The following is a 24178-nucleotide window of genomic DNA, read 5'->3' on the forward strand; positions in this document are numbered from 1 at the left end:
AAATCGGTGGAGCTGCATGACAAAGTCATCGGGCATTATCTGAACATAAAACACTATCAATAAGTTGGAGTCATTACCTTTGCGCAGATACAAAAAAACCGGGAAATTCCCGGTTTTTTTCAGCAATGCAGAAAGTATTACGGCTTGGCAACAAAGCCAATAGCCTCATACACGGCTTTCAGCGTAACAGAGGCACGCGCGCTGGCTTTTTCCGCACCGTCTTTCATCACTTTCTGCAGGAAAGCTTCATCGTTACGGAAACGGTGATAGCGCTCCTGAAGCTCCGTCAGCATGCCGGAGACAGCTTCTGCGACTTCACCTTTCAGATGACCATACATTTTGCCTTCAAAGTGCTGTTCCAGCTCAGGAATGCTCTGGCCAGTAACGGCAGAGAGGATATCCAGCAGGTTGGAAACACCCGCTTTATTCTGCACGTCGTAGCGCACAACCGGCGGCTCTTCCGAGTCGGTCATCGCGCGTTTGATTTTCTTAACCACAGATTTCGGATCTTCCAGCAGACCGATCACGTTATTGCGGTTGTCATCCGACTTGGACATTTTCTTCGTCGGTTCCAGCAGCGACATGACGCGCGCACCGGATTTCGGAATAAACGGCTCAGGCACTTTAAAGATATCGCCGTACAGGGCGTTAAAACGTTGAGCGATATCACGGCTCAGTTCCAGATGCTGTTTCTGATCTTCACCAACCGGTACCTGGTTGGTCTGATACAACAGAATATCCGCCGCCATCAGCACCGGGTAATCAAACAGCCCGGCGTTGATGTTCTCCGCATAGCGTGCGGATTTATCTTTGAACTGGGTCATACGGCTCAGCTCGCCGAAATAGGTGTAGCAGTTCAGCGCCCAACCTAACTGTGCGTGTTCCGGCACATGAGACTGGACGAAAATGGTGCTTTTTTCAGGATCGATACCGCATGCCAGGTACAGCGCCAGCGTATCCAGCGTTGCTTTACGCAACTGCTGAGCGTCCTGACGAACAGTGATAGCATGTTGGTCAACGATGCAGTAGATGCAATGGTAGTCATCCTGCATGCTCACCCACTGACGCAGCGCACCCATATAGTTGCCAATGGTCAATTCACCTGAGGGCTGTGCGCCACTAAAAACGATGGGCTTAGTCATTTTTTGATTCCTGATTTTCGCTATGCGGAAGCCCGAGAGCGGGCAGTAGTTCATTAATACGGTCGTAAATAACGTCGGGCTGGCTCAGCGCGATCGACTCACCGTAGTTGTAGCCATAGGTCAGGCCAACGGACGGACAGCCAGCAGCTTTTGCCGCCTGAATATCATTGCGTGAATCCCCTACGAAGAGCATTTGCTCAGGCTTGATGCCAAGCTTGCTTGCCACCAGCAGCAGCGGATCCGGATGCGGTTTTTTATTCTGCACGTCGTCACCACCGATGACCACGCTAAAGTATTTGGCGATATCTAATGCTTCGAGTAATGGCGCGACAAACGGGGTCGGTTTGTTGGTCACCAGACCCAGCGGCAATCCTTTCGCATGCAGCGCGCCCAGCGTGTCGGCAACATCAGGGAACAGGAATGTCCCCTCTTCTGCGACATCACCGTAGTATCTGTCGAACAGCTTACGCAAAATACGTACCTGTTCCTCAGCGGGAATATCATCATCAACGGGCGGTTTACCCATCGTTTTACGTAATGTCGCGCGCTCCTGACGAGACCACGCCAGCGCGCGCTCCATCAGTACGTCTGCGCCATTGCCAATCCAGGTGATAACGCGTTCTTCACCGGCTACCGGCAGTTCCAGCGCATACAGCGCCATATCCACCGCTGCGGCTAATCCCGGCGCACTGTCAACCAGCGTACCGTCGAGGTCAAATGCTACGCCCCGAATGTCCTGAAATTTATCCATGACTTACCTTCGCCAGTTCATTGCGCATTTCATCAATGACTTTTTTGTAGTCTGGTTGGTCGAAAATAGCAGAGCCTGCGACAAACATATCCGCACCGGCAGCCGCGATTTCACCAATGTTGTTCACCTTAACGCCGCCGTCCACTTCCAGACGGATGTCATAGCCAGATTCATCAATGCGACGGCGCACTTCGCGCAGCTTATCCAGCGTTTGCGGGATAAAGGACTGTCCACCAAAGCCTGGGTTAACGGACATCAGCAGGATCACGTCGAGCTTATCCATGACGTAGTCCAGATAACTCAGCGGTGTTGCCGGGTTGAACACCAGCCCCGCTTTACAGCCATGCTCTTTGATCAGCTGTAAAGTGCGATCGACGTGTTCGGAGGCTTCCGGATGAAACGTAATAATGCTGGCGCCAGCGGCGGCGAAGTCCGGGACAATACGATCAACGGGCTTCACCATCAGATGAACATCAATCGGAGCGGTGATGCCATATTTACGCAGCGATTTCAGTACCATCGGGCCGATGGTCAGGTTCGGCACGTAGTGGTTGTCCATGACGTCGAAGTGAACGACATCAGCACCCGCGGTCAGCGCTTTCGCGGTGTCCTCACCCAGGCGGGCAAAATCAGCCGACAGAATTGAGGGGGCAATCAAATACTGTTTCATCCGCTTCTCCTTGAGAATTATTTTTTCGCAGGCGTTGCGACTCCTGGTTTGTATAGTGCCAGCAGTTCGTTCACCTTTTTACGTGTGCCGCCGTTGCTGCTTATACTGCGCCGCACTTTGACCTGAAAATGTTTCGCCGCTCGATACCATTCGCGGGTATCCGGCGTGTCATGATTCGAAATTAACACCGGGATCTGCTTACTGACCAGCTTTTCTGCCATCTCGGCCAGATGCGCCTGCTCTTTCGGGCTAAAGCTGTTGGTATGATACGCGGTGAAATTTGCCGTCGCCGAGAGCGGTGCATATGGCGGGTCACAGTAGACCACAGAGTTGCTATCCGCGCGATCCATGCACTCTTCATAGGAGAGGCAATGGAACTCTGCATTTTGCGCTTTTTCAGCAAAATGGTACAACTCGGCTTCCGGGAAGTAAGGTTTTTTATAACGACCAAAGGGGACGTTAAACTCACCACGCAGGTTATAACGGCATAACCCGTTATAGCCAAAACGGTTGAGATATAAGAACAGCACTGCACGTCGGAACGGGTCCTGGCAGGCATTAAATTCTTCCCGGAACTGGTAGTACACCTCAGCCTGATTCGTTTCAGGCATAAACAGCTCACGTGAAGCCTGCACATACTCATCGGTACGCGTCTTCACGATGTTATAGAGACTGATAAGGTCGCTGTTGATATCGGCAAGAATATAACGAGAAAAGTCGGTGTTGAGAAACACCGACCCGGCACCCACGAAGGGTTCAATCAGGCATTCACCCTGAGGTAAATGCCGTTTGATGTCATCAAGCAGGGGATATTTCCCCCCTGCCCATTTCAAAAAAGCGCGATTTTTTTTCATGCTGACTAACTAATTACACCTTCTCCGGCTGTGGAGAAAGCTCCGACAGCATCCTGCGCTTTAGTCTTTGTCCCGCAATTGGGCGAAACAGCAAACCATTGCAGAACATATCCTATCTTACTTCAAATCGGCCTGAACCTGGTGCAGCGGTTTTGCCCACGGGTTTTTCGCCTGAATGTCGGCGGGTAACGTAGACACTGCACGTTTTGCATCTTCTTTAGACGCATACACGCCCGTCACCAGAACATACCACGGTTGACCGTTACGCGTCGTCTGGTACACCACGTAGTTCTTCAGGTTCTCTTTCTTCGCCCAACCATTCAGGTTGTCGTAGTTAGAGGAACTGCTGAGCTGCAGCGTGTAGTGACTGGATGGCGCTGATTTTAACGCGCCAACGTTCCCTGCACTTTTCGCTCCGCCAGCAACAGGTGTTGTCGTTGTTGCTGTCGCCGTTGGCGCAGGCGTTGCGGTCTGTGCTGGCGCCGTCGTGGTTGCTTTCGGCTCAGCGGTCGCTTTCGGCGTAGCGGTTACCACAGGCGCTTTGGTTGTGGTAGTCGGCGCAGTTGCGGTTGGTTTCGCCTGGGCAACAGGTTTTGGCTCTGTCGGCGTCGCTTTTACCGTGGTCTGCGGCTTGCTCTTCGGCTCAATAACAGCCTGTTTGCGTTCCTGATGTGCAACTGCAGTACGTTCTGCTGGCTCAGTCTTCGCAGTCTGACGCCCTGCATTGCCATTGCGAACTGGTGCTACGGTAGCAGGTTCAGTTGGCAGCGTAGAGTTGACTACGACGTTGTTAACCTGTGCCTGACCTTGCGGCTGCGTCAGTGCATTGTTCAGATCGCCCTGAACTTCGACGCGCTGCTGACCTTCCGCTGTGGCAGGTGCCTGGCCTTGAGTCGGGGTAGAGGAAATCGGCGGCAGAGAAACATCCTGCTGCGTATTGCCAGCGGTCTGCTCAGCACCCGTCGCAGGCATTGTGGTGTTCGCCTGATCCGTCGCATTGCTGCCAGAAAGATCGATGCTCTTCTCACCAGACGCAGCCTGCTCGCTGGAAGAGGAAGATGAGGGGGCCTTCAGCGCAGAACCGATACCGACAATTAGCAGCAGCAGTACCAGAACACCCACACCCATCATAATGTACTGACGGGAGGCTGGTTTACTGACCGCTTTTTTACGCTTGCGTGGGCGACGTTCTACACGTTCTTCATCCACAACATCGTCATCAGATTCATAGTCTTCTTCAATGTCCTGCTCTTCATCACGCTCTTTACGTGCCCGCGCAGGACGGCGATCGTCGGCATCCAGATCAACATCATCAAAATTGATTTGCGGCTCATTATCGCGTTCAGACGATTGACGAGAACGACCAGTACGACGATCGCTGGGATCGGGTTTCAGCTCGTCTTCTGGTTTGAATTCATCCATTTAACACCCCACTCAAAGGTTAATGCTTACGACTTTGCACATAACCTGAAGCTAAAAGACTTACGCTTTACAACGCAAGCCTGACCTTTCTTGTTGTTACGCCTGCTGGCAATCAGCAATCGCGTTAAGAACCACCTCGTGCGACACTCCGCCGCGCACTTCACTCTTCCCTATCGCCTGCGGAAGCACTAAACGAATCTCTCCCGCCAACACTTTTTTATCTCGCAGCATGTGCGGCAAATAAGCCTGTGTAGACATTTCACGCGGCCCATTCACCGGTAAACCTGCGCGCTGCAACAGCGTAATAATGCGCTGCGTTTCAGCGGAGGTAAACTGGCCCAAACGTTCTGACGTGCGGGCAGCCATTACCATACCTGCTGCGACGGCTTCACCATGTAACCAATTGCCATAACCCATTTCAGCTTCGATAGCATGGCCAAACGTGTGTCCCAGATTCAGTAAAGCACGTAAGCCCATTTCGCGCTCGTCCGCTGCGACAACTTCTGCTTTCAGCTCACAACAACGGCGAATACAGTACGCCATTGCCGGACCATCCAGACGCAACAACGCATCCAGATTGTCTTCCAGCCAGCTAAAAAATTCACCGTCAAGGATGATGCCGTATTTGATCACTTCCGCCAGGCCCGATGCCAATTCACGCGCAGGAAGCGTTTTCAGACAGTCGAGATCCACCACCACGGAAGCAGGTTGGTAAAACGCGCCAATCATGTTTTTACCGAGGGGATGGTTTACGGCGGTTTTACCGCCTACGGAGGAGTCAACCTGCGACAACAGCGTTGTCGGGACTTGAATAAAACGAACACCACGCTGATAGCTGGCTGCTGCAAAACCGGTAAGATCGCCAATCACGCCGCCGCCAAGTGCGACCAGCGTGGTATCGCGACCATGCGGTTTTTGCAGTAACGCAGTGAAGACCGTATCCAGCACCGCCAGGCTTTTATACTGCTCGCCATCGGGAAGGATAACGCTATCAACGTTAACACCCGCCTGTTCAAGTACGCCGCGAACCTTATCGAGATAAAGGGGAGCCAGGGTTTCGTTGGTCACCAACATAACCTGATCGCCCGATTTCAGCGGTAAGAATGAAGCTGGCTCATCAAACAAACCAGCCGCGATGGTGATAGGGTAACTACGTTCCCCGAGAGTGACTGTAATCCTCTCCATTACGCGACATCCACCTTAGTTACTTGTACCCGCAGACGAGTGTGTATTCAGCCAGAATTAGTTGCTTTCCAGCATATGAATAATCTGGTTTGCTACGACTTTCGCGCTCTGATCGTCGGTGCGAATGGTCACGTCGGCAATCTCTTCATACAGAGGGTTGCGTTCGTCGGCCAATGCTTCCAGAACTTCACGCGGCGGCGATTCTACCTGCAGCAGCGGGCGTTTCTTGTCACGTTGAGTACGTGCAAGTTGTTTTTCAATTGTCGTTTCAAGATAGACCACGACGCCACGCGCGGAAAGACGGTTACGTGTTTCACGTGATTTTACAGAGCCACCGCCAGTTGCCAGCACAATACCCTGTTTTTCCGTCAACTCGTTGATGACTTTTTCTTCGCGATCACGGAAGCCGTCTTCACCTTCTACATCGAAGACCCAGCCCACATCAGCTCCGGTTCGTTTCTCAATCTCTTGATCAGAATCGTAAAATTCCATATTGAGTTGTTGAGCTAACTGGCGCCCAATAGTGCTTTTTCCGGCACCCATAGGCCCAACCAGAAAGATATTGCGTTTCTCTGCCATTTTTTCGGTACTACTAAGACTATTCGTTAATGGTAAACCCGCTTCGCAGACACCCAGCGCAGCAGGACATGAACTGAAACCTCATAAGATATTGCGAGAGTCAGACTGAAAATTATCTCAATACTCAAGCGGGTTTGGCAACTGAATAAATCACCAAACCTTACGCATTTCTGGTCGTGGCAGGCATGCTACCCTGCAAACATCTGACCTGATGACGTATCGTGTAGCCAAATGACGCCAAATAAGCCTATGACACACCACCGGAAAGGCGAAGCGTATTCACTGCTGCATAAGTACAGAAAAGTCCCGACACTCAAATCGGTACTCCTTGTATGCTAAATACACCCGCACGTCAAATCCCTGAAACGTGTTCAGCGCGAAAACAACGGGTTTTCATGCATAAGTTATTCTGTTGGGACCAGTCTGGGCGTGATAAAAACCACTAACTCACGCCGCTCATCTTCTTTACCATCATGACGAAAAAAATGGCCGAGCAACGGAATGTCGCCGAGTAACGGCACACTGTCAGCTGCTGATTTATTTTTATGTGAAAAAATCCCGCCCAACGCGATCGTTTCACCGCTCTTAACCTCCACCAGGGTTTCAATTTCCTGCTTATCGATGGCCAGCACTTCGCCATCCGCTTGCTGTAGCACCTGCCCGGGGACATTCTGGCTAATATGCAGTTTCAGTCTGATCCGCCCTTTCTGCAGCACGGTCGGCGTTACCTCCATCCCCAGCACCGCTTCCTTAAATTCGACGGAAGTCGCGCCGCTTTCACCGCTGGAGACCTGATACGGGATTTCACTGCCCTGCTTAATACTGGCAGGTTGCAGATGAGAAGCCAGTAATCGAGGACTGGCAATGATGTCGAGCTGCTGTTTTTGCTCCAATGCGGACAACTCAAGCTCCAGCAAACGACCATTAATGCGGCCAATATTAAATCCCACCCGCGATGTTGCAGTAGACACAGAAAGGTCGCTGGCAAGCGTGGTGACATTCCCCACCGCCCCTGGCAATTGTGCATCTGCCAGCGACCACTTAACCCCCAGCTCACGCAAACTTTTTTCATTAATCGTGACGATATGCGCCGCCAGCTCGACCTGTTCAACGGGCAAGTCCATTTGCGCCACCCACTGTTCCAGTGTGTTTAGCGCAACAGAATTGTCTCGCAGCAGTAAGCGGTTGGTACGTTTATCGACCGTTATACTTCCTTTAGTACTCAGCAGTTTTTCACCGGCTTTGGCCAACTCGGATGCATCGGCATAGTGCAAAATGATGCTGCGATGTTCCAGCGGCAAGCTGGCCTGAATCCGTGCCTGCTCGTTTTCCTGGCGGGCCGCATTTTCACTCTGCCATTGAACAGAATGCACATGCAGAATATTACCCTCCTGGCGTAATACCAGCCCGGCGCTTTTCACAACTGTCTGCAATGCCTGTTTCCAGGGCACATTCGTCAGATGCAATGACAGCACACCGCTAACATCCGGTGACACCACCAGATTTTTCTTCTCCTGCACCGCCAGCGCCTGCAGCACCTGTACAACGGGCACATCATCGACCACCAGCGTCACGTTTTGTGCTTTCCCAGCCAGCACGCTGGGTATTACGGTCATCAGCACGATGACTATCCACCGCTTCATTCGCCTCTCCTTGTCGTTGCCACTGCCACCGTGATGGCTCACAATCATTCCCTGTGTCGATAGTTACGCTTTGGGCTGTCACCTGAGATACCCTCCAGATGCCATTCAGAACATCTCGCTGCTCGACCCTCCGCCATTTGTGTTGACCATCCTGCATAAAACCAATTGAGCGCCCTCCCTGGATCACCGCCCCCTGATAACGCCATGCCGACAACTCAGCCATCCGGCAGAGATCCTCTGGCGGCTGAAAGGGATTGCGCATGCCGGTCAACAACAGCACGCTAAAACACGCGAACAGCCAGCGCTTAGTCATCATTCAGACGCTCCAGGTGTATCGTCAACAACACATCAGCATCTTCTGCACTAAGAGAAAACTGACTCGTACTCATTCCCTGTTCCGCCAGTAGGGCAAACACGTGTGGGACTGCATCCCACGCAGTTTTCAGCGCCAGTTCGCCTCCCCGTACGGAGGGCTGCCAGTGGATCAGACGTGTAAGAGAGCTTTGATATACCAATGGGGAAAAAGGAACCGGCCTCGCTTCAGAGGGAGAAAAGGGTTGTTCAACCGATGACGCCAGCAGATACAGATTGCGCCATTGATCTTGAATCGCCACGCGTTGACGGACTAATGCTGCCTGCTGCGCTTTCCGTTGTTGCTCTACAGGATAAAGGCACAACAGCGCAGCCGCGATCAGAACCACCATCCAGCCGCCCCAGCACAAAAGTCGAAACCGCGGCGTCTGCGCTAACCAGCCATCACAAAGCGCCTGCATGCATAACGCTCCGTATCAGACGATAGTGAAACTGCCAGTGTCCCTGCGCATCTTGTCGCGTTTCCCCTGAGCTTCCCAACTGAAACCCAGGGTGTTTACGTAATTGCGTCTCCAGTCTATGAAGCGCAGCAACGTTCAGCGTCAGCCCTGTCAGCTCCAGCGTATCCTGCTGCCAGGTCATTCCTGTTAACCACGCCTGTTCTGGCAGCAACTCGGCCACCCCTTGTAAAACAGACTGCCAGCTTCGCATCTGTTCACGCCGTTTTTCTCTTTGTTGCGCCTGCTGCCATTGTTGTTGACGCTGTTGCAGGCGCGGCTTGAGCGCTATCAGGGTTTCAGCCCGCATTTTTTCGGCATCAGCCAGCAGTAAATCGACCCGATTATCTACGCGAGAAAGCGCGTAATAACCCAACGCGATACCCACAATAACCAGTAAAGATCCACTCAATAATGCTCCCCACCATTGCAGACGGGCATACCGCCGCGACTGACGCCAGGGCAAAAGATTGATGTTCGCCGTCATCAGTACACACCTCCCATCGCCAGCCCAAGCGCAACAGCAAAGTTGTGGCTTTCCGTTGGAATCGGTGGCTGGCGGACGGACACCGCATTAAAGGGATCAAAGCCACCAGCGTCACATAGCGCAATATCCACAGGGCAAAGAGATAATGCCGCGGCAAGCGCGTCAATATCGTCAATTTCCCCCGTCGATTTACGTCCCCATGCCGTGCGGCTCGCCCAGAGCCATTGGGTATCGTCACGCCATGCCAGACACGATTGATGCACGGGTAAATAAGGAATTAATCGCTGCAAGGCGCTGGCATCCGGCGTAATGGCCGTAACCTGTACTTTCAGGGGATGCATCAGTGTCAGGAGTGCCGATATTTCTTTGCTTTGTGCCGCCGTCACGTTAAACGCCGGGCTTAGCGTGTCTTCGCTATAATCAAACTGCAGCGCATCCGGCTCCATATCCAGTTCGCGAGCCATTGCCCCAGACAACCATGCCGTTTGCTCTGGTTCGCGTAGGGTCATTGCTGGACGGGGTAACTTTTTTTGTAACGTCCTGTTGGCAGGAAAAGAAAGGTGAATATGGTGCCTGTGCGGTAGTTCACGGCTCCACGGCAGGAGCACCGCAGTAAGCTGTTCCGGCTCACGAATGTGCCCATCGACGACAACCTGATGTGCCAGCGGCATACGCCACCAGCGTTGTAGGACCCAACCGGATGCGTCACGAACGATAGCGACAGCCAGCGCATCATGTTGCTGAATATGCAGACCAATTTTCCATATACGAAAAGCCATTGCTGATGATCTCCTTATCACCCGTTCCTTCAACGGGTATATCAATGCGTCTGGCTTGCCTTTATACTACCGCGCGTTTGTTTATAAACTGCCCAAATGCCACTAAATGGGAAATCTCCAGTGAAGTTCGTAAAGTATTTATTAATCCTTGCAGTATGTTGCATCCTGCTGGGAGCAGGCTCGATCTATGGCCTTTATCGCTATATCGAGCCACAATTACCTGACGTCGCGACGCTAAAAGATGTGCGTCTGCAGATCCCAATGCAGGTTTACAGTGCTGACGGCGAACTCATCGCGCAATATGGCGAGAAACGTCGAATTCCGGTTACGCTGGATCAAATGCCGCCGGTAATGGTTAAAGCCTTTATCGCCACAGAAGACAGCCGCTTCTATGAGCACCACGGGGTAGACCCGGTGGGGATCTTCCGTGCGGCCAGCGTTGCATTGTTCTCCGGCCACGCGTCGCAAGGGGCGAGTACCATTACCCAGCAGTTGGCGAGAAACTTCTTCCTCAGCCCGGAACGTACGCTGATGCGTAAGATCAAAGAAGTGTTCCTGGCGATCCGCATTGAACAACTGCTGAGTAAAGATGAGATCCTCGAACTGTATCTGAACAAGATCTACCTGGGGTATCGCGCCTATGGCGTGGGTGCCGCCGCGCAGGTCTATTTCGGTAAGACCGTTGATCAGCTTAGCTTAAGTGAAATTGCGGTGATTGCCGGTCTGCCAAAAGCGCCGTCAACCTTCAACCCCCTCTATTCGATGGACCGGGCAACCGCGCGACGTAACGTCGTGCTGTCACGTATGTTGAGCGAAAACTACATCACGCAGGCCCAGTATGATCAGGCGCGTAATGAAGCGATTGACGCCAACTACCACGCGCCGGAAATCGCTTTCTCTGCGCCGTATCTGTCTGAGATGGTGCGCCAGGAGATGTATAACCGTTATGGCGAAAAAGCCTATGAAGACGGGTATCGCATCACCACCACCATTACGCGCAAAGTACAGCAGGCGGCTCAGCAGGCAGTACGTAACAACGTGATGGATTACGACATGCGCCACGGCTACCGCGGCCCGTCGAACGTGCTGTGGAAAGTGGGCGAAAGCAGTTGGGACAGCAAAAAAATCACCGATACGCTGAAAGCGCTGCCGACCTACGGTCCGCTGCTGCCCGCGGTTGTCACCAGCGCCAACCCACAGGAAGCGACCGCTGCGTTGGCGGATGGAACATCGGTGTCATTACGTATGGAAGGTATGCGCTGGGCGCGTCCTTATCGTTCGGATACTCAACAAGGCCCAACACCGCGTAAAGTGACCGACGTAGTACAGACTGGCCAGCAAATCTGGGTACGCCAGGTGGGAGATGCCTGGTGGCTGGCGCAAGTGCCGGACGTTAACTCCGCACTGGTTTCTATTAACCCGCAAAACGGCGCAGTGCTGGCACTTGTGGGGGGTTTTGATTTCAACCAGAGCAAGTTTAACCGTGCAACCCAGGCGTTACGCCAGGTGGGTTCTAACATCAAACCTTTCCTGTATACCGCCGCCATGGATAAAGGCCTGACGCTGGCAAGTATGCTGAATGACGTACCGATTTCCCGTTGGGATGCCGGTGCAGGTTCTGACTGGCAGCCAAAAAACTCACCGCCGCAATATGCTGGCCCTATCCGCTTACGTCAGGGGCTCGGCCAGTCGAAAAACGTGGTGATGGTTCGTGCCATGCGCGCAATGGGTGTGGATTACGCGGCAGAGTATCTGCAGCGTTTCGGCTTTCCGGCACAGAATATTGTGCATACTGAATCACTGGCGCTGGGCTCAGCCTCGTTCACTCCGCTGCAGGTTGCTCGCGGTTACGCGGTAATGGCAAACGGCGGGTTCCTGGTCGACCCGTATTTCATCAGTAAGATTGAAAGCGATATGGGTGGCGTTATCTTTGAGGCGAAGCCAAAAATTGCCTGCCCGGAATGTGATATCCCGGTAATTTACGGCGATACGCAGAAGTCTAACGTGCTGGAAAACAGTAACGTTGAAGATGTTGCGGTATCTCAGGAACAACAAAACGCCGCCGTGCCAATGCCACAGCTTGAGCAAGCTAACCAGGCGCTGGTCGCACAAAGCGGCACGCAAGAATACGCACCGCACGTCATCAACACGCCGCTGGCCTTCCTGATCAAGAGCGCGTTGAACACCAATATCTTTGGTGAACCAGGCTGGATGGGAACCGGCTGGCGTGCAGGACGCGATTTACAGCGCCATGACATCGGCGGGAAAACCGGGACAACCAACAGCTCGAAAGATGCATGGTTCTCCGGCTACGGCCCAGGGGTGGTGACCTCGGTATGGATCGGCTTTGATGATCATCGCCGCGATCTCGGACATACGACGGCATCCGGCGCGATCAAAGACCAAATCTCCGGCTACGAAGGCGGTGCCAAGAGTGCGCAGCCTGCATGGGATGCCTACATGAAGAGTGTATTAGAAGGTGTTCCTGAGCAGCCGCTGACACCACCACCGGGTATCGTTACGGTCAATATCGATCGTAGCACCGGCCAACTGGCAAACGGCGGTAACAGCCGTGCAGAGTATTTCATTGAAGGTACTCAGCCAACGCAACAGGCGGTACATGAGGTGGGGACAACCATTATCGATAATGGTGAGACGCACGAGTTGTTCTAATCTTTTGCCGGATGACGCTTCGCTTATCCGGCCTACATTTTCGGCACAATTGTTTGATATTGCTGGATGTTGTAGGCCGGATAAGACGTTAGCCGAGTTCCGGCAATCGCAACTAAAGCCGCCCCTGCCCTTTCAGCCATTCGCGCACGAGGAACAGCGCACTGACATTACGCGCTTCGTGAAAATCAGGGTCTTCTAACAGATCCATCAAATGCGCCAGCGGCCAGCGCACCTGTGGCAATGGCTCGGGCTCATCACCTTCCAGCGACTCAGGATAAAGATCCTCAGCGACCACAATATTCATCTTGCTGGAGAAATAGGAAGGCGCCATGCTGAGTTTTTTCAAAAACGTCAGGTCCTTCGCACCGTATCCCACTTCTTCTTTCAGTTCCCGGTTAGCCGCTTCAAACACGCTTTCACCCGGATCGATTAACCCTTTGGAAAAACCAAGCTCGTAGGATTCGGTTCCGACCGCATATTCGCGAATGAGGATCAGGTGGTCATCCACAATCGGCACAATCATTACCGCTTCGCGCGTGGATGGGCGCATACGCTCATAAACACGACGTACGCCGTTGCTGAACTCAAGGTCCACGCTTTCGACTTTAAATAGCCGGGATTGTGCGACGGTTTCCACTTTCAAAATCGTGGGTTTTTGTAATGATTTGCTCATCATGAGGATCTTTGCTGTGAAATCTGGGGTTATTGTGCGATATACAGCACGGTTTCGGCAATGTGAATTGCCGTTTATTTACATTTATGTAACGTACTAAAAGTTAATCCCTATTTCAAATTAAAAGTCAATAGGTTGAAATAACTCCAGGAATTTGCTGATATTCCGTTTTTGGTGATTTTGCTATTATTCGCATTTATTGGGCTGTACTTAAAGATGCTCAAGTTCAACTCCACACTTGCCGATAGCCAACCACAGAATCACGAATATTGAACAGGGTGCGACTGACCACGCCTGACAGACTAAGTAAGATGGGGAAAGCATGAGCACCATTCTGATTTTTTTAGCTGCTTTGCTGGCCTGCTCATTGCTTGCAGGGTGGCGATTCAGATCAAAATTCAGACAACAAAAATTACCGTTGAGCAACGTCTTCTCTGACGCCTCTAAGCGTAAACTAACACCCGAAGAACGTGGCGCAGTCGAAAACTATCTCGAAAACCTCAGTCAAATTCAGCAGGTACCTGGCCCAACAGGTGCCAGCTCGGCACCGGTATCGTTAACCCTGAATGCCCAAAGTAATAGCGTCATCGTACTGACGCATTCAATTACGCGCTATGGCATCACCACCGACGATCCGAATAAATGGCGCTATTATCTCGACTCCGTCGAAGTGCATTTGCCTCCCTTCTGGGAACAATACATCAATGACGAAAACAGCGTTGAGCTGATCCACACCAATACGCTGCCGCTGGTTATCTCGTTGAACGGTCATACGTTGAAAGAGTATATGCAGGAAGCGCGCGGCTACACCCTACAGCACACCGCGTCTACTCAGGCATCTATTCGTGGTGAAGAAAGCGAGCAGATTGAACTGCTGAATATTCGTCAGGAAACGCATGAAGAATATGCTCTCAGCCGCCCGTCGGGATTGCGCGAAGCGTTACTGATTGCTGCCTCATTCCTGCTGTTCTTTTTCTGTTTAATCATGCCAGACACGTTCGTACCGTGGACCGCCGGTGGCGCGGTGTTGCTGCTGGCTGCGGGTCTGTGGGGCCTGTTTGCACCACCGTCTAAAACGGCTCTACGAGAAATCCACTGTCTGCGTGGCACTCCACGTCGCTGGGGGCTGTTTGGTGAAAACGATCAGGAGCAAATTAATAATATCTCCCTGGGTATTATTGACCTGATTTATCCACCACACTGGCAACCTTACATTGCACAGGACCTTGGCCAGCAAACGGATATTGATATCTATCTGGATCGCCATGTTGTCCGCCAGGGGCGTTTTTTATCTTTGCATGACGAGGTGAAAAACTTCCCGTTGCAACACTGGCTACGCAGCGCCGTCATTGCCGGCGGTTCGTTGCTGGTATTGCTAATGCTGCTGTTTTGGGTCCCGTTGGATATGCCAATTAAACTTACGCTTTCCTGGATGAAAGGGGCGCAAACTGTTGAGGCCACCAGCGTAAAGCAACTGGAAAAGGCAGGCGTTCGCGTGGGCGACACGCTGCATCTGAGTGGCACAGGGATGTGTAACATCCACACTCAGGGGAGCTGGAACGCACAACCCGCGACACCTTTTATGCCATTTGATTGTTCGCAGATTATCTGGAATGACGCGCGCGCCCTGCCGCTGCCTGAGTCCGACCTGGTCAATAAGGCGACCGCACTGACCCAAAGCGTTAGCCGCCAACTGCATCCCAAACCCGACGATGACTCTCGCGTCAGCTCATCATTACGCTCAGCCATTCAGAAGTCCGGCATGGTATTGCTGGATGATTTTGGCGATATTGTCCTGAAAACCGCCGATTTGTGTGCCGCCGAAGATGAATGCGTACGCCTGAAAAATGCCCTGGTTAACCTGGGTAACAGTAAGGACTGGAACGCTCTGGTTAAGCGAGCAAACGCCGGGAAACTGGATGGTGTGAATGTGCTGTTGCGCCCGGTAAGCGCCGAATCACTGGATAACTTGGTGAATACCTCTACGGCACCGTTCATTTCACGCGAGACCGCCCGGGCGGCTCAGGCACTGAATAGCCCTGCCCCCGGTGGTTTCCTGATTATCAGTGACGAAGGCAGCGACCTGGTTGATCAGCCCTGGCCGGCGACCTCGTTGTACGACTATCCGCCACAAGAGCAATGGAACGCTTTCCAGCGCCTTGCCCAGATGTTGATGCAAACGCCATTTCGCGCTGAAGGGATTGTCACCAACATCTCGACCGACGCCAACGGTACCCAGCACATTGGCCTGCACCGGATCCCGGATCGTTCAGGTTTATGGCGTTACCTTGGCACCACGCTGCTGATGCTCTCCATGCTGGGATGCGCTATCTACAACAGCGTTCAGGCATTCAGACGCTACCAGCGTCATCGTTCGCGCATCGCGGAAATTCAGGAATATTACGAGAGTTGCCTGAATCCAACGCTGCTTGAAGACCCAGAAAGCCTGATTCGATAACACGCCCGCGCGACGGAATATGCTACCCTGTCGCGCATCTTATTTTCCTCTGGGGAGTTTCCATGCACATAGATATTGCCTGGCAGGACGTCGACACCGTTCTGCTGGATATGGACGGTACGCTGCTCGATCTGGCATTCGATAACTATTTCTGGCAAAAACTGGTGCCGGAAACCTACGGCGCGCAGCAGGGTATCTCTCCCCAGGAAGCCCAGGAATTTATTCGTCAGCAGTATCATGCCGTACAGCATACGCTAAACTGGTACTGCCTGGATTACTGGAGCGAACGCCTGGGTCTGGATATATGCGCCATGACAACCGCACAGGGACCACGAGCCGTACTGCGTGAAGATACGGTACCGTTCCTTGATGCCCTAAAAGCGAGCGGCAAACGTCGTATTTTGCTCACCAATGCGCATCCGCATAACCTGGCGGTGAAGCTTCAGCATACCGGTCTGGCCTCACACCTTGATTTATTACTTTCCACCCACACATTTGGTTATCCCAAAGAGGATCAGCGGTTATGGCACGCTGTCGCTGAAGAAACGGGAATGAGTGCAGAGAAGACGTTGTTTATTGACGACAGCGAACCAATTCTCGACGCCGCTGCTCAATTCGGCATTCGTTACTGCCTCGGCGTAACCAATCCCGACTCAGGTACAGCGGAAAAACAGTACGCACGCCATCCGTCACTAAATGACTACCGCCGACTGATCCCCTCACTGATGTGAAGGAGACGCCATGAAAGAGAAGCCCCCTGTCGAAGTCAGGCTGGATAAATGGCTGTGGGCAGCACGCTTTTATAAAACGCGCGCAGTCGCCCGCGAAATGGTTGAAGGCGGTAAGGTGCATTACAACGGGCAGCGCAGCAAGCCGAGTAAGATTGTCGAGCTAAATGCCACCCTCACCCTGCGCCAGGGAAATGACGAACGAACGGTCATTATTAAAGCCATTAGCGAGCAGCGTCGCCCGGCAACTGAAGCCGTTATGCTGTATGAAGAAACCGCGGAAAGCGTGGAAAAACGCGAAAAAATGGCGCTGGCGCGTAAACTTAACGCGTTAACCATGCCGCACCCGGACAGGCGACCGGACAAAAAAGAGCGCCGCGACCTGTTACGATTTAAACACGGCGACAGCGAGTGACTGTCACCTGCAAGAGAGATGATTATGCCGCAACATGACCAATTACATCGTTATCTGTTTGAAAACTTTGCCGTGCGCGGCGAACTGGTAACCGTTTCGCAAACCCTGCAACAGATCCTCGAAAATCATACTTACCCACAGCCGGTCAAAACCGTGCTGGCGGAGCTGCTGGTTGCCACCAGCCTGCTGACCGCGACGCTGAAGTTTGCCGGTGATATCACCGTACAACTGCAGGGCGACGGTCCGTTGAGCCTGGCGGTCATTAACGGCAACAACAACCAGCAGATGCGCGGCGTGGCTCGTATACAAGGCGATATCCCTGAAGATGCCGATCTGAAAACACTGGTTGGCAACGGCTATCTGGTGATCACTATTACACCGGAAGAAGGCGAACGCTATCAGGGCGTGGTCGGTCTGGAAGGTGACACGCTGGCGGCCTGCCTGGAAGATTACTTCATGCGTTCAGAACAGCTGCCGACGCGTCTGTTTATCCGCACTGGCGACGTCGACGGTAAACCTGCTGCTGGCGGTATGCTGTTGCAGGTCATGCCAGCGCAAAACGCACAGGCAGATGATTTCGATCACCTTGCCGCACTGACAGAAACCATCAAAGCCGAAGAGTTGCTGACGCTGCCAGCCAACGAAGTTCTGTGGCGTTTGTACCACGAAGAAGAAGTCACCCTCTACGATCCTCAGGATGTTGAGTTCAAATGCACCTGTTCACGCGAACGCTGCGCGGGCGCTCTGAAAACGCTGCCGGATGAAGAAGTTGACAGCATTCTGGCAGAAGAAGGTGAAATCGATATGCACTGCGATTATTGCGGTAGCCACTATCTGTTTAACGCCATGGATATTGCAGAGATCCGCAGCAACGCCTCCCCTGCCGATCCACAGGTGCATTAATCCCCGTTTTGCCCGGTGGCGCAACGCTTATCGGGCCTACGGTAAAACTTTTGTCGGCCGGATGAGGCGCTCGCGCCGCCATCCGGCAACAGATTCACTCATTGTAATAAGTCATCGGCAGTCGTTTGCCATTAATGGTGATATCCCGCCAGACTCTTGAAGCCGAATCCAGTTGATGATTCGCCAGCGCCTGCAGCAGTTGATCCTTATTGAATCCCTCCGGTAGCCGGGCTGTCGCGATCAACACCCATTTGTTTTCCTTAACGCCAAAGACCAAGCTCTCCCCATCGCCAAAAGCATACAATACTTGCTCGGGCTGCCCATCCGCGTTGAGATCCTGATCCACCAACACACACGCATCCTGCTCAATACAGGAGGCGATCCGGTAGCGCTGCCCCTTTAAAAACGACCAAAACGCGTCATCGGGCTTCTTGCTTCCCGGTGCAATCATCACCTTCGGCGCTAACTGCGTTGCCGTCAGCTCATTTACCGGATCGCGATGCCCCCGCAGGATGGCATTTAAATCACGCCTGCGCTTGCTGTCTTTGTTGAATACATCGTCTTTTTGCAATGCTTCCAGTGCGGCGCGACCGGGTTTTCCGCTGTGATCCAGCATATACAGACTGACCTGGTCAGCCGTAATTTTCCCGCTGTAGTAGCGCCCCATATGGCTGTTGACGCTAATACGCCAGACATCAATGACCGGCGACGTCAGCAGAATCAACAGGCCCAATGTCAGGAGCGAAACGCCAAGAATGACCTTTCCCTGAATATCGAGCGGGTTGCCTCCAGCGCGCAAAATACTGATCAGATAACCGAGGGACCACACCAGTAATACAAAGACCACCAATGCGCCATACAAACGCTCAGGCGTCCAGCCATACTGATGAATTCTCAGCCACATGGCCCAACCGGCAATCAGCATATAGAGAGGAGCAACAACCAGTGAAGCGTTAATCAAGTAACGTAATGCGCCAGGATAAGGTAACGCCTCTTTGTGCGGCTCGCGCACAATGGCCATCAGCAACAGGAAGATCAGCGTCAACGTGGACATCAGGCCAGCCGCTGACACGCGCTGTGAGATAGCGTCCAGTCCGCTAAAAGGCAGGATCAGCATAAACATCAGCGCTAACAGTGCAACCAGCGGGAGTAAACCTGTGGCAAGGAACGTCAGCAACTTTTGCACCGCAGCAACCAGACGCGACTGCGTACGTGCCAGCACTACTGCCAGTGCGGTGATCAGACCTAAAGCCAAATAAACAAACCAGTCAGTCTCAAAGAAAAGCGTGTTGAAGAAGGTGATTCCGACCAGTTGAAACATTTCACTCCACAGCAGGAGCACCAGCCAGAACAGGCCGTTGGCCACAAAAGCGATCAGCAGCGTCAGCGAGTTAAGCCACAGGTAGGTATAAAACTGCGGATAGCGAGCCTGTTCACGACGGGCATGAAGTTGATATTGAATCCACGGCAAAGCCAGCATCGCCATCAACAGTAAGCGCCAGCCGTAGGCAAAAAAAATGTCATCCTGCCGCCATCTGTCACTGTCTGCCACACTCCATTTCAGCCACACACTCATCGCCAGCACAACCACACAGATCAACGCCATCCAGCACCATAGAGCACGTTGCTTAAATGAGACGACAGTCAGCAAAAGCGCAGAGGAGAGCGCAATCGTTACGGGCATCCCGTAGAACAGCCAGTCACTGTTCTGCGGCGCAAGATACGCCATCAGCAGGTAGCACACACACCCTTGTAGCAGTCCGATAAAGATCATGCCCCAGCGGGTCGTTGGTGAAAGCTCAACACTGTCCATGTCGTTTTCCAGAAAGAAGAGAAAATCTAATTATCGCATCAACTTCACAAATATGAGTATTTGTCGGTCCATTTCGGAGCCCAACTGCGCGAGGTGAATCGATATTGTTTATGTTTGAGTTACGTTTTTTTCTTACATGAATGCGATTACACTCACAAGATTCCCGCCAAAAACACTCTCTATTAACGTTTTAAGAACATTTTCCACAACAAAAAAGGGTTTCCTGCCATAATATCCGCCTCTTTGTGACAGGAGTCGCAGCGTATTCGGTTATTCGTGGAATCACCGGATGCGTAAATCTATGAGCCTTGTCGCGGTTAGCAATCCCTAAAAAACCTTACTATTCCAGGTAATACATATTGGCTAAGGAGCAGTGAAATGCGTGTGAACAACAGTTTAACCCCGCAAGATCTCAAGGCTTATGGTATCAATGACGTTCAGGATATCGTTTACAATCCAGACTACGACACGCTTTATCAGGAAGAACTTGATCCAAACCTGGAAGGTTATGAGCGTGGCGTGTTAACGAATCTGGGCGCCGTTGCAGTTGATACCGGTATCTTTACCGGACGTTCGCCAAAGGATAAGTACATTGTCCGTGACGACACCACACGAGATACACTCTGGTGGTCCGACAAAGGTAAAGGTAAGAACGACAACAAACCGCTTTCCCAGGAAACCTGGCAGCATTTGAAAGGGTTAGTCACCCATCAACTCTCCGGCAAACGTCTGTTTATCATTGATGCTTTCTGCGGTGCTAATGCGGATACCCGTCTTTCCGTGCGCTTCATTACCGAAGTCGCCTGGCAGGCACATTTTGTCAAAAATATGTTCATCCGCCCGAGCGACGAAGAACTGGTTGATTTCAAACCTGATTTCATCGTGATGAACGGTGCAAAATGCACTAACCCACAGTGGAAAGAACAAGGTCTGAACTCCGAAAACTTCGTGGCGTTTAACCTGACTGAACGCATTCAGTTAATTGGTGGCACCTGGTACGGCGGCGAGATGAAGAAAGGTATGTTCTCCGTCATGAATTACCTGCTGCCGCTGAAAGGCATTGCATCCATGCACTGCTCGGCAAACGTCGGTGAAAAAGGGGATGTGGCGGTCTTCTTTGGCCTGTCCGGTACCGGTAAAACCACGCTGTCCACCGACCCGAAACGCCGCCTGATTGGCGATGACGAACACGGCTGGGATGACGACGGCGTATTTAACTTCGAAGGCGGTTGCTACGCGAAGACCATCAAACTGTCTAAAGATGCTGAGCCGGAAATCTACAACGCAATCCGCCGTGATGCCCTGCTGGAAAACGTCACCGTGCGCGAAGATGGTTCTATCGACTTCGATGATGGTTCCAAAACCGAGAACACCCGTGTGTCCTACCCGATTTATCACATCGACAATATCGTTAAGCCGGTGTCAAAAGCGGGTCATGCAACCAAAGTCATCTTCCTGACCGCCGACGCATTTGGCGTACTGCCACCGGTTTCTCGCCTGACGGCGGACCAAACCCAGTACCACTTCCTGTCTGGCTTTACCGCCAAACTGGCTGGCACCGAGCGTGGCGTCACTGAGCCTACGCCAACCTTCTCTGCCTGTTTCGGCGCGGCATTCCTGTCGCTGCACCCAACGCAGTACGCAGAAGTACTGGTGAAACGCATGCAGGCGGCTGGTGCACAGGCTTATCTGGTGAATACCGGCTGGAACGGCACCGGCAAGCGTATCTCAATCAAAGATACCCGTGCGATTATCGACGCCATCCTGAACGGATCTCTGGATAACGCGGAAACGTTCCGTCTGCCGATGTTTGACCTGGCAATCCCAACCGAGCTGCCGGGTGTGGATACGCGTATTCTCGATCCGCGTAATACCTACGCATCCCCGGAGCAGTGGCAAGAAAAAGCCAACGCACTGGCGAAACTGTTTATCGAGAACTTCGAGAAGTACACCGACACCCCTGCGGGCGAAGCGCTGGTTAGCGCCGGACCGAAGCTGTAACGAAAAGTGCCGGATGGCGGCTTTGCCTTATCCGGCCTACTGCAACTGATAAGCGCAGCGACATCAGTCGGTTAGCGAAATAAAAAGGGAGGCATTTAGCCTCCCTTTTTTCTACGCGTCTTTCGTTGTCCCCTGCGTGCGCGTGAATGGAACCGGAAGCCAGGCGCGTATCGACAGCCCGCCTCGCTCACTGGTGCCAATTTCCAGCATACCGTTATGGTTATCAATAATACGCTGTACAATCGCCAGTCCCAGGCCCGTGCCGCTGGTGCTACGCGCGCTGTCACCGCGCACAAACGGCTGGAACAGGTGTTGACGCTGTTCCGGTTTGATACCCGGCCCGTCATCTTCGACCTGGAACCAGGCGCGATGCGCTTCCATACCGCTACTGACCTTAATCCAGCCATTACCGTAGCGAGCAGCGTTAACCACCATATTAGCAACCGCGCGCTTGATAGACAGTGGGTGCATCTTCACCTGAATGACGCCTGGGCGTAATGCAGTATCAATTTCACGCTCGTAACCACTTTCTGCCGCGATCACTTCACCTAATACCGAGTTCAGATCGGCCATCTCCATCGGCATCTCCTGACCCGTCCGCAGATAATCGATGAACTGTTCGATAATGGCATTACACTCTTCAATGTCCTTATTGATGGACTCCGCGAGGTATCCGTCTTCTTCGCCCATCATTTCCGTCGCCAGACGGATACGCGTCAGCGGGGTGCGTAAATCATGGCTCACGCCCGCCATTAACAGCGTACGGTCATCGGCCAGCTGTTTTACGCCGGCGGCCATATGGTTGAAGGCTCGGGTAACAGAGCGTACCTCAGAGGCACCATACTCGCGCAGCGGCGGTGGAATAATGCCTTTCCCCACCTGTAACGCCGCATGTTCAAGATCCACCAACGGTCGGTTCTGAATACGGATAAACAGCCACGCGCCACCGATAGCCAGCAGCATAATCGCCAGCGTATAGCGGAACAGCGGTGAGAAATCACCCTGATGGATTTCCGTAAGCGGCACGCGTACCCAGATGTTGGGCGACAGCCAGGTTTTCAGCCACACGACCGGCGAGCTCTTGTTCACCTCAACGCGGACTTCCGTCGGGCCGCCCAGCTGCTGCGCCATCTGGTGGCTTAAGAATTCATAGTGTTGCGCCCAACGCAGACCGGCTTCTTCAGCGGCCTCGTTGGAATAGAGGGAAATACCGAGCTCACGGTAAATTTCCCGACGAAATGCAGGTGGCACTACCAGTTGCGTACCGTCCTCCAGTTGCAGTTTATCAGTCATCAGCATACGGACTTCGTAGGCCAGGACCTTATTAAACTGCTGGAGGCTCGGCAGAATCGCGAAGTTCAGCACCACAAGGTAGGTCGTCACCAGGCTTGCAAACAGCAAGGTGACGATAAGCAATAACGTGCGAGCAAACGAACTTCGTGGCGAGAAGCGCATTCGCCTCATGCTTTAGAACCGTCCGGAACAAAGACGTAGCCCAGACCCCATACGGTCTGAATATAACGAGGGTGCGCCGGGTCTTCTTCCACCATACGACGCAGACGGGAAATCTGGACGTCGATAGAACGTTCCATCGCAGAATATTCACGACCACGGGCGAGGTTCATCAACTTGTCGCGGGACAGCGGTTCACGTGGGTGGCTTACCAACGCTTTCAGCACCGCAAATTCACCGCTGGTGAGCGGCATAGGCTCATCTTCGCGGAACATTTCACGCGTACCGAGGTTCAGTTTGAACTTACCAAACGCAATGACCGCTTCTTCCTGGGAAGGCGCGCCCGGCAGTTCGTTTGCCTGACGACGCAGTACAGCGCGGATACGCGCCAGCAGTTCACGCGGGTTAAACGGTTTCGGAATGTAATCGTCAGCGCCGATTTCCAGTCCAACAATACGGTCCACTTCTTCGCCCTTCGCCGTGACCATAATGATCGGCATCGGGTTGCTTTGGCTGCGCAGGCGGCGGCAAATAGACAGGCCATCTTCTCCCGGCAGCATTAAATCGAGCACCATCAGGTGGAAAGACTCACGGGTCAGCAGACGATCCATCTGCTCAGCGTTTGCGACGCTTCGAACCTGGAAGCCCTGCTCGGTCAGATAACGTTCCAGAAGCGCACGCAAGCGCATGTCGTCATCGACCACCAGAATCTTATAGTTCTCTTGCATTGTTATTACTCCC

Annotated in this window: 23 protein-coding genes; 7 read left to right on the forward strand and 16 right to left on the reverse strand. The window is 52.8% G+C overall.

Annotated features, from left to right (window positions below; translation table 11 throughout):
• Positions 1–63, forward strand: a 63-nt coding sequence (locus OGY19_RS00540; protein ID WP_071603212.1) for an IS1 family transposase, incomplete at its 5' end; no start/stop codon positions are given.
• Between the two features lie 74 nt (positions 64–137).
• Here OGY19_RS00540 and trpS read toward each other — a convergent pair.
• From trpS to OGY19_RS00600, 12 genes are all read right to left on the reverse strand, one after another.
• On the reverse strand, positions 138–1142 hold the full coding sequence (gene trpS, locus OGY19_RS00545) for a tryptophan--tRNA ligase (RefSeq protein WP_048213541.1): 1005 nt from the start codon (positions 1140–1142) through the stop codon (positions 138–140).
• Positions 1135–1893 carry a phosphoglycolate phosphatase gene (gph, locus tag OGY19_RS00550; protein ID WP_048213542.1) on the reverse strand — a complete coding sequence of 253 codons (759 nt, stop codon included), beginning with the start codon at positions 1891–1893 and terminating at the stop codon, positions 1135–1137. The genes trpS and gph overlap by 8 nt, the downstream gene beginning before the upstream one ends.
• Positions 1886–2563: a ribulose-phosphate 3-epimerase gene (rpe, locus tag OGY19_RS00555; protein ID WP_040231743.1), complete on the reverse strand. Its 678-nt coding sequence runs from the start codon at positions 2561–2563 to the stop codon at positions 1886–1888. The genes gph and rpe overlap by 8 nt, the downstream gene beginning before the upstream one ends.
• A 17-nt stretch (positions 2564–2580) precedes the next feature.
• Positions 2581–3417, reverse strand: coding sequence for an adenine-specific DNA-methyltransferase (dam, locus tag OGY19_RS00560; protein ID WP_048213543.1), 837 nt, complete (start codon positions 3415–3417; stop codon positions 2581–2583).
• 117 nt (positions 3418–3534) lie between these two features.
• The gene (damX, locus tag OGY19_RS00565) at positions 3535–4839 is read right to left on the reverse strand and encodes a cell division protein DamX (protein WP_101743302.1); all 1305 of its coding nucleotides are present in this window, start codon (positions 4837–4839) and stop codon (positions 3535–3537) included.
• Positions 4840–4935: 96 nt separating this feature from the next.
• The gene (gene aroB, locus OGY19_RS00570; protein WP_048213545.1) at positions 4936–6024 is read right to left on the reverse strand and encodes a 3-dehydroquinate synthase; all 1089 of its coding nucleotides are present in this window, start codon (positions 6022–6024) and stop codon (positions 4936–4938) included.
• Between the two features lie 57 nt (positions 6025–6081).
• Positions 6082–6603: a shikimate kinase AroK gene (gene aroK, locus OGY19_RS00575; protein WP_003023552.1), complete on the reverse strand. Its 522-nt coding sequence runs from the start codon at positions 6601–6603 to the stop codon at positions 6082–6084.
• 404 nt (positions 6604–7007) lie between these two features.
• Positions 7008–8246, reverse strand: a complete 1239-nt coding sequence (gene hofQ, locus OGY19_RS00580; protein WP_115601368.1) for a DNA uptake porin HofQ — start codon at positions 8244–8246, stop codon at positions 7008–7010.
• Complete coding sequence (locus OGY19_RS00585; RefSeq protein ID WP_075551437.1) at positions 8158–8562, reverse strand: HofP DNA utilization family protein; 405 nt, start codon at positions 8560–8562, stop codon at positions 8158–8160. Before OGY19_RS00585 ends, hofQ begins: the two co-directional genes overlap by 89 nt.
• Positions 8552–9019 carry a HofO family protein gene (locus OGY19_RS00590; RefSeq protein ID WP_115601367.1) on the reverse strand — a complete coding sequence of 156 codons (468 nt, stop codon included), beginning with the start codon at positions 9017–9019 and terminating at the stop codon, positions 8552–8554. The genes OGY19_RS00585 and OGY19_RS00590 overlap by 11 nt, the downstream gene beginning before the upstream one ends.
• Entirely contained in the window at positions 9003–9542 is a 540-nt protein-coding gene (locus OGY19_RS00595) for a PilN domain-containing protein (protein WP_101742609.1), read from the reverse strand. The genes OGY19_RS00590 and OGY19_RS00595 overlap by 17 nt, the downstream gene beginning before the upstream one ends.
• Positions 9542–10321, reverse strand: a complete 780-nt coding sequence (locus OGY19_RS00600) for a type IV pilus biogenesis protein PilM (RefSeq protein WP_048213549.1) — start codon at positions 10319–10321, stop codon at positions 9542–9544. Before OGY19_RS00600 ends, OGY19_RS00595 begins: the two co-directional genes overlap by 1 nt.
• A 120-nt stretch (positions 10322–10441) precedes the next feature.
• Between OGY19_RS00600 and mrcA the strand changes: the two genes are divergently transcribed.
• Positions 10442–12994, forward strand: coding sequence for a peptidoglycan glycosyltransferase/peptidoglycan DD-transpeptidase MrcA (gene mrcA / locus OGY19_RS00605; RefSeq protein WP_186336728.1), 2553 nt, complete (start codon positions 10442–10444; stop codon positions 12992–12994).
• A 112-nt stretch (positions 12995–13106) separates the two neighbouring features.
• Here mrcA and nudE read toward each other — a convergent pair whose 3' ends face one another.
• Entirely contained in the window at positions 13107–13667 is a 561-nt protein-coding gene (gene nudE, locus OGY19_RS00610) for an ADP compounds hydrolase NudE (RefSeq protein WP_115602375.1), read from the reverse strand.
• A 322-nt stretch (positions 13668–13989) separates the two neighbouring features.
• Here nudE and igaA point away from each other — a divergent pair, with 322 nt between their 5' ends.
• The 4 genes from igaA to hslO all read left to right on the forward strand — a co-directional run bounded on the left by igaA (position 13990) and on the right by hslO (position 18171).
• Positions 13990–16125: an intracellular growth attenuator protein IgaA gene (igaA, locus tag OGY19_RS00615; RefSeq protein ID WP_286596184.1), complete on the forward strand. Its 2136-nt coding sequence runs from the start codon at positions 13990–13992 to the stop codon at positions 16123–16125.
• A 62-nt stretch (positions 16126–16187) separates the two neighbouring features.
• Complete coding sequence (yrfG, locus tag OGY19_RS00620) at positions 16188–16856, forward strand: GMP/IMP nucleotidase (protein WP_048213552.1); 669 nt, start codon at positions 16188–16190, stop codon at positions 16854–16856.
• Between the two features lie 10 nt (positions 16857–16866).
• Entirely contained in the window at positions 16867–17268 is a 402-nt protein-coding gene (hslR, locus tag OGY19_RS00625; protein WP_048213553.1) for a ribosome-associated heat shock protein Hsp15, read from the forward strand.
• Between the two features lie 24 nt (positions 17269–17292).
• Complete coding sequence (gene hslO / locus OGY19_RS00630; protein ID WP_005121631.1) at positions 17293–18171, forward strand: Hsp33 family molecular chaperone HslO; 879 nt, start codon at positions 17293–17295, stop codon at positions 18169–18171.
• Between the two features lie 94 nt (positions 18172–18265).
• On the opposite strand, the gene OGY19_RS00635 is transcribed toward hslO, so the two are convergent.
• The gene (locus OGY19_RS00635; protein WP_115601365.1) at positions 18266–19984 is read right to left on the reverse strand and encodes a DUF4153 domain-containing protein; all 1719 of its coding nucleotides are present in this window, start codon (positions 19982–19984) and stop codon (positions 18266–18268) included.
• Between the two features lie 378 nt (positions 19985–20362).
• On the opposite strand from OGY19_RS00635, the gene pckA reads away from it, so the two are divergent.
• Positions 20363–21985: a phosphoenolpyruvate carboxykinase (ATP) gene (gene pckA / locus OGY19_RS00640; RefSeq protein ID WP_048213555.1), complete on the forward strand. Its 1623-nt coding sequence runs from the start codon at positions 20363–20365 to the stop codon at positions 21983–21985.
• 111 nt (positions 21986–22096) lie between these two features.
• On the opposite strand, the gene envZ is transcribed toward pckA, so the two are convergent.
• Both envZ and ompR read right to left on the reverse strand, forming a co-directional pair.
• The gene (gene envZ, locus OGY19_RS00645; RefSeq protein WP_048213556.1) at positions 22097–23449 is read right to left on the reverse strand and encodes a two-component system sensor histidine kinase EnvZ; all 1353 of its coding nucleotides are present in this window, start codon (positions 23447–23449) and stop codon (positions 22097–22099) included.
• Positions 23446–24165, reverse strand: a complete 720-nt coding sequence (ompR, locus tag OGY19_RS00650) for an osmolarity response regulator transcription factor OmpR (protein ID WP_001157751.1) — start codon at positions 24163–24165, stop codon at positions 23446–23448. Before ompR ends, envZ begins: the two co-directional genes overlap by 4 nt.
• Positions 24166–24178: the final 13 nt, after the last annotated feature.

It is taken from the genome of Citrobacter sp. Cy070, from assembly GCF_030332245.1.
GTDB lineage: Bacteria > Pseudomonadota > Gammaproteobacteria > Enterobacterales > Enterobacteriaceae > Citrobacter > Citrobacter youngae.

Coding starts and splice junctions, on each gene's coding strand:
- dam (WP_048213543.1), bottom strand. CDS start 3,417: ATGAAAAAAAATCGCGCTTTTTTGAAATGGGCAGGGGGGAAATATCCC.
- hslR (WP_048213553.1), top strand. CDS start 16,867: ATGAAAGAGAAGCCCCCTGTCGAAGTCAGGCTGGATAAATGGCTGTGG.
- OGY19_RS00585 (WP_075551437.1), bottom strand. CDS start 8,562: ATGATGACTAAGCGCTGGCTGTTCGCGTGTTTTAGCGTGCTGTTGTTG.
- OGY19_RS00600 (WP_048213549.1), bottom strand. CDS start 10,321: ATGGCTTTTCGTATATGGAAAATTGGTCTGCATATTCAGCAACATGAT.
- ompR (WP_001157751.1), bottom strand. CDS start 24,165: ATGCAAGAGAACTATAAGATTCTGGTGGTCGATGACGACATGCGCTTG.
- envZ (WP_048213556.1), bottom strand. CDS start 23,449: ATGAGGCGAATGCGCTTCTCGCCACGAAGTTCGTTTGCTCGCACGTTA.
- pckA (WP_048213555.1), top strand. CDS start 20,363: ATGCGTGTGAACAACAGTTTAACCCCGCAAGATCTCAAGGCTTATGGT.
- nudE (WP_115602375.1), bottom strand. CDS start 13,667: ATGAGCAAATCATTACAAAAACCCACGATTTTGAAAGTGGAAACCGTC.
- OGY19_RS00590 (WP_115601367.1), bottom strand. CDS start 9,019: ATGCAGGCGCTTTGTGATGGCTGGTTAGCGCAGACGCCGCGGTTTCGA.
- OGY19_RS00635 (WP_115601365.1), bottom strand. CDS start 19,984: ATGGACAGTGTTGAGCTTTCACCAACGACCCGCTGGGGCATGATCTTT.
- hslO (WP_005121631.1), top strand. CDS start 17,293: ATGCCGCAACATGACCAATTACATCGTTATCTGTTTGAAAACTTTGCC.
- hofQ (WP_115601368.1), bottom strand. CDS start 8,246: ATGAAGCGGTGGATAGTCATCGTGCTGATGACCGTAATACCCAGCGTG.
- aroB (WP_048213545.1), bottom strand. CDS start 6,024: ATGGAGAGGATTACAGTCACTCTCGGGGAACGTAGTTACCCTATCACC.
- damX (WP_101743302.1), bottom strand. CDS start 4,839: ATGGATGAATTCAAACCAGAAGACGAGCTGAAACCCGATCCCAGCGAT.
- OGY19_RS00595 (WP_101742609.1), bottom strand. CDS start 9,542: ATGACGGCGAACATCAATCTTTTGCCCTGGCGTCAGTCGCGGCGGTAT.
- igaA (WP_286596184.1), top strand. CDS start 13,990: ATGAGCACCATTCTGATTTTTTTAGCTGCTTTGCTGGCCTGCTCATTG.
- aroK (WP_003023552.1), bottom strand. CDS start 6,603: ATGGCAGAGAAACGCAATATCTTTCTGGTTGGGCCTATGGGTGCCGGA.
- gph (WP_048213542.1), bottom strand. CDS start 1,893: ATGGATAAATTTCAGGACATTCGGGGCGTAGCATTTGACCTCGACGGT.
- trpS (WP_048213541.1), bottom strand. CDS start 1,142: ATGACTAAGCCCATCGTTTTTAGTGGCGCACAGCCCTCAGGTGAATTG.
- rpe (WP_040231743.1), bottom strand. CDS start 2,563: ATGAAACAGTATTTGATTGCCCCCTCAATTCTGTCGGCTGATTTTGCC.
- yrfG (WP_048213552.1), top strand. CDS start 16,188: ATGCACATAGATATTGCCTGGCAGGACGTCGACACCGTTCTGCTGGAT.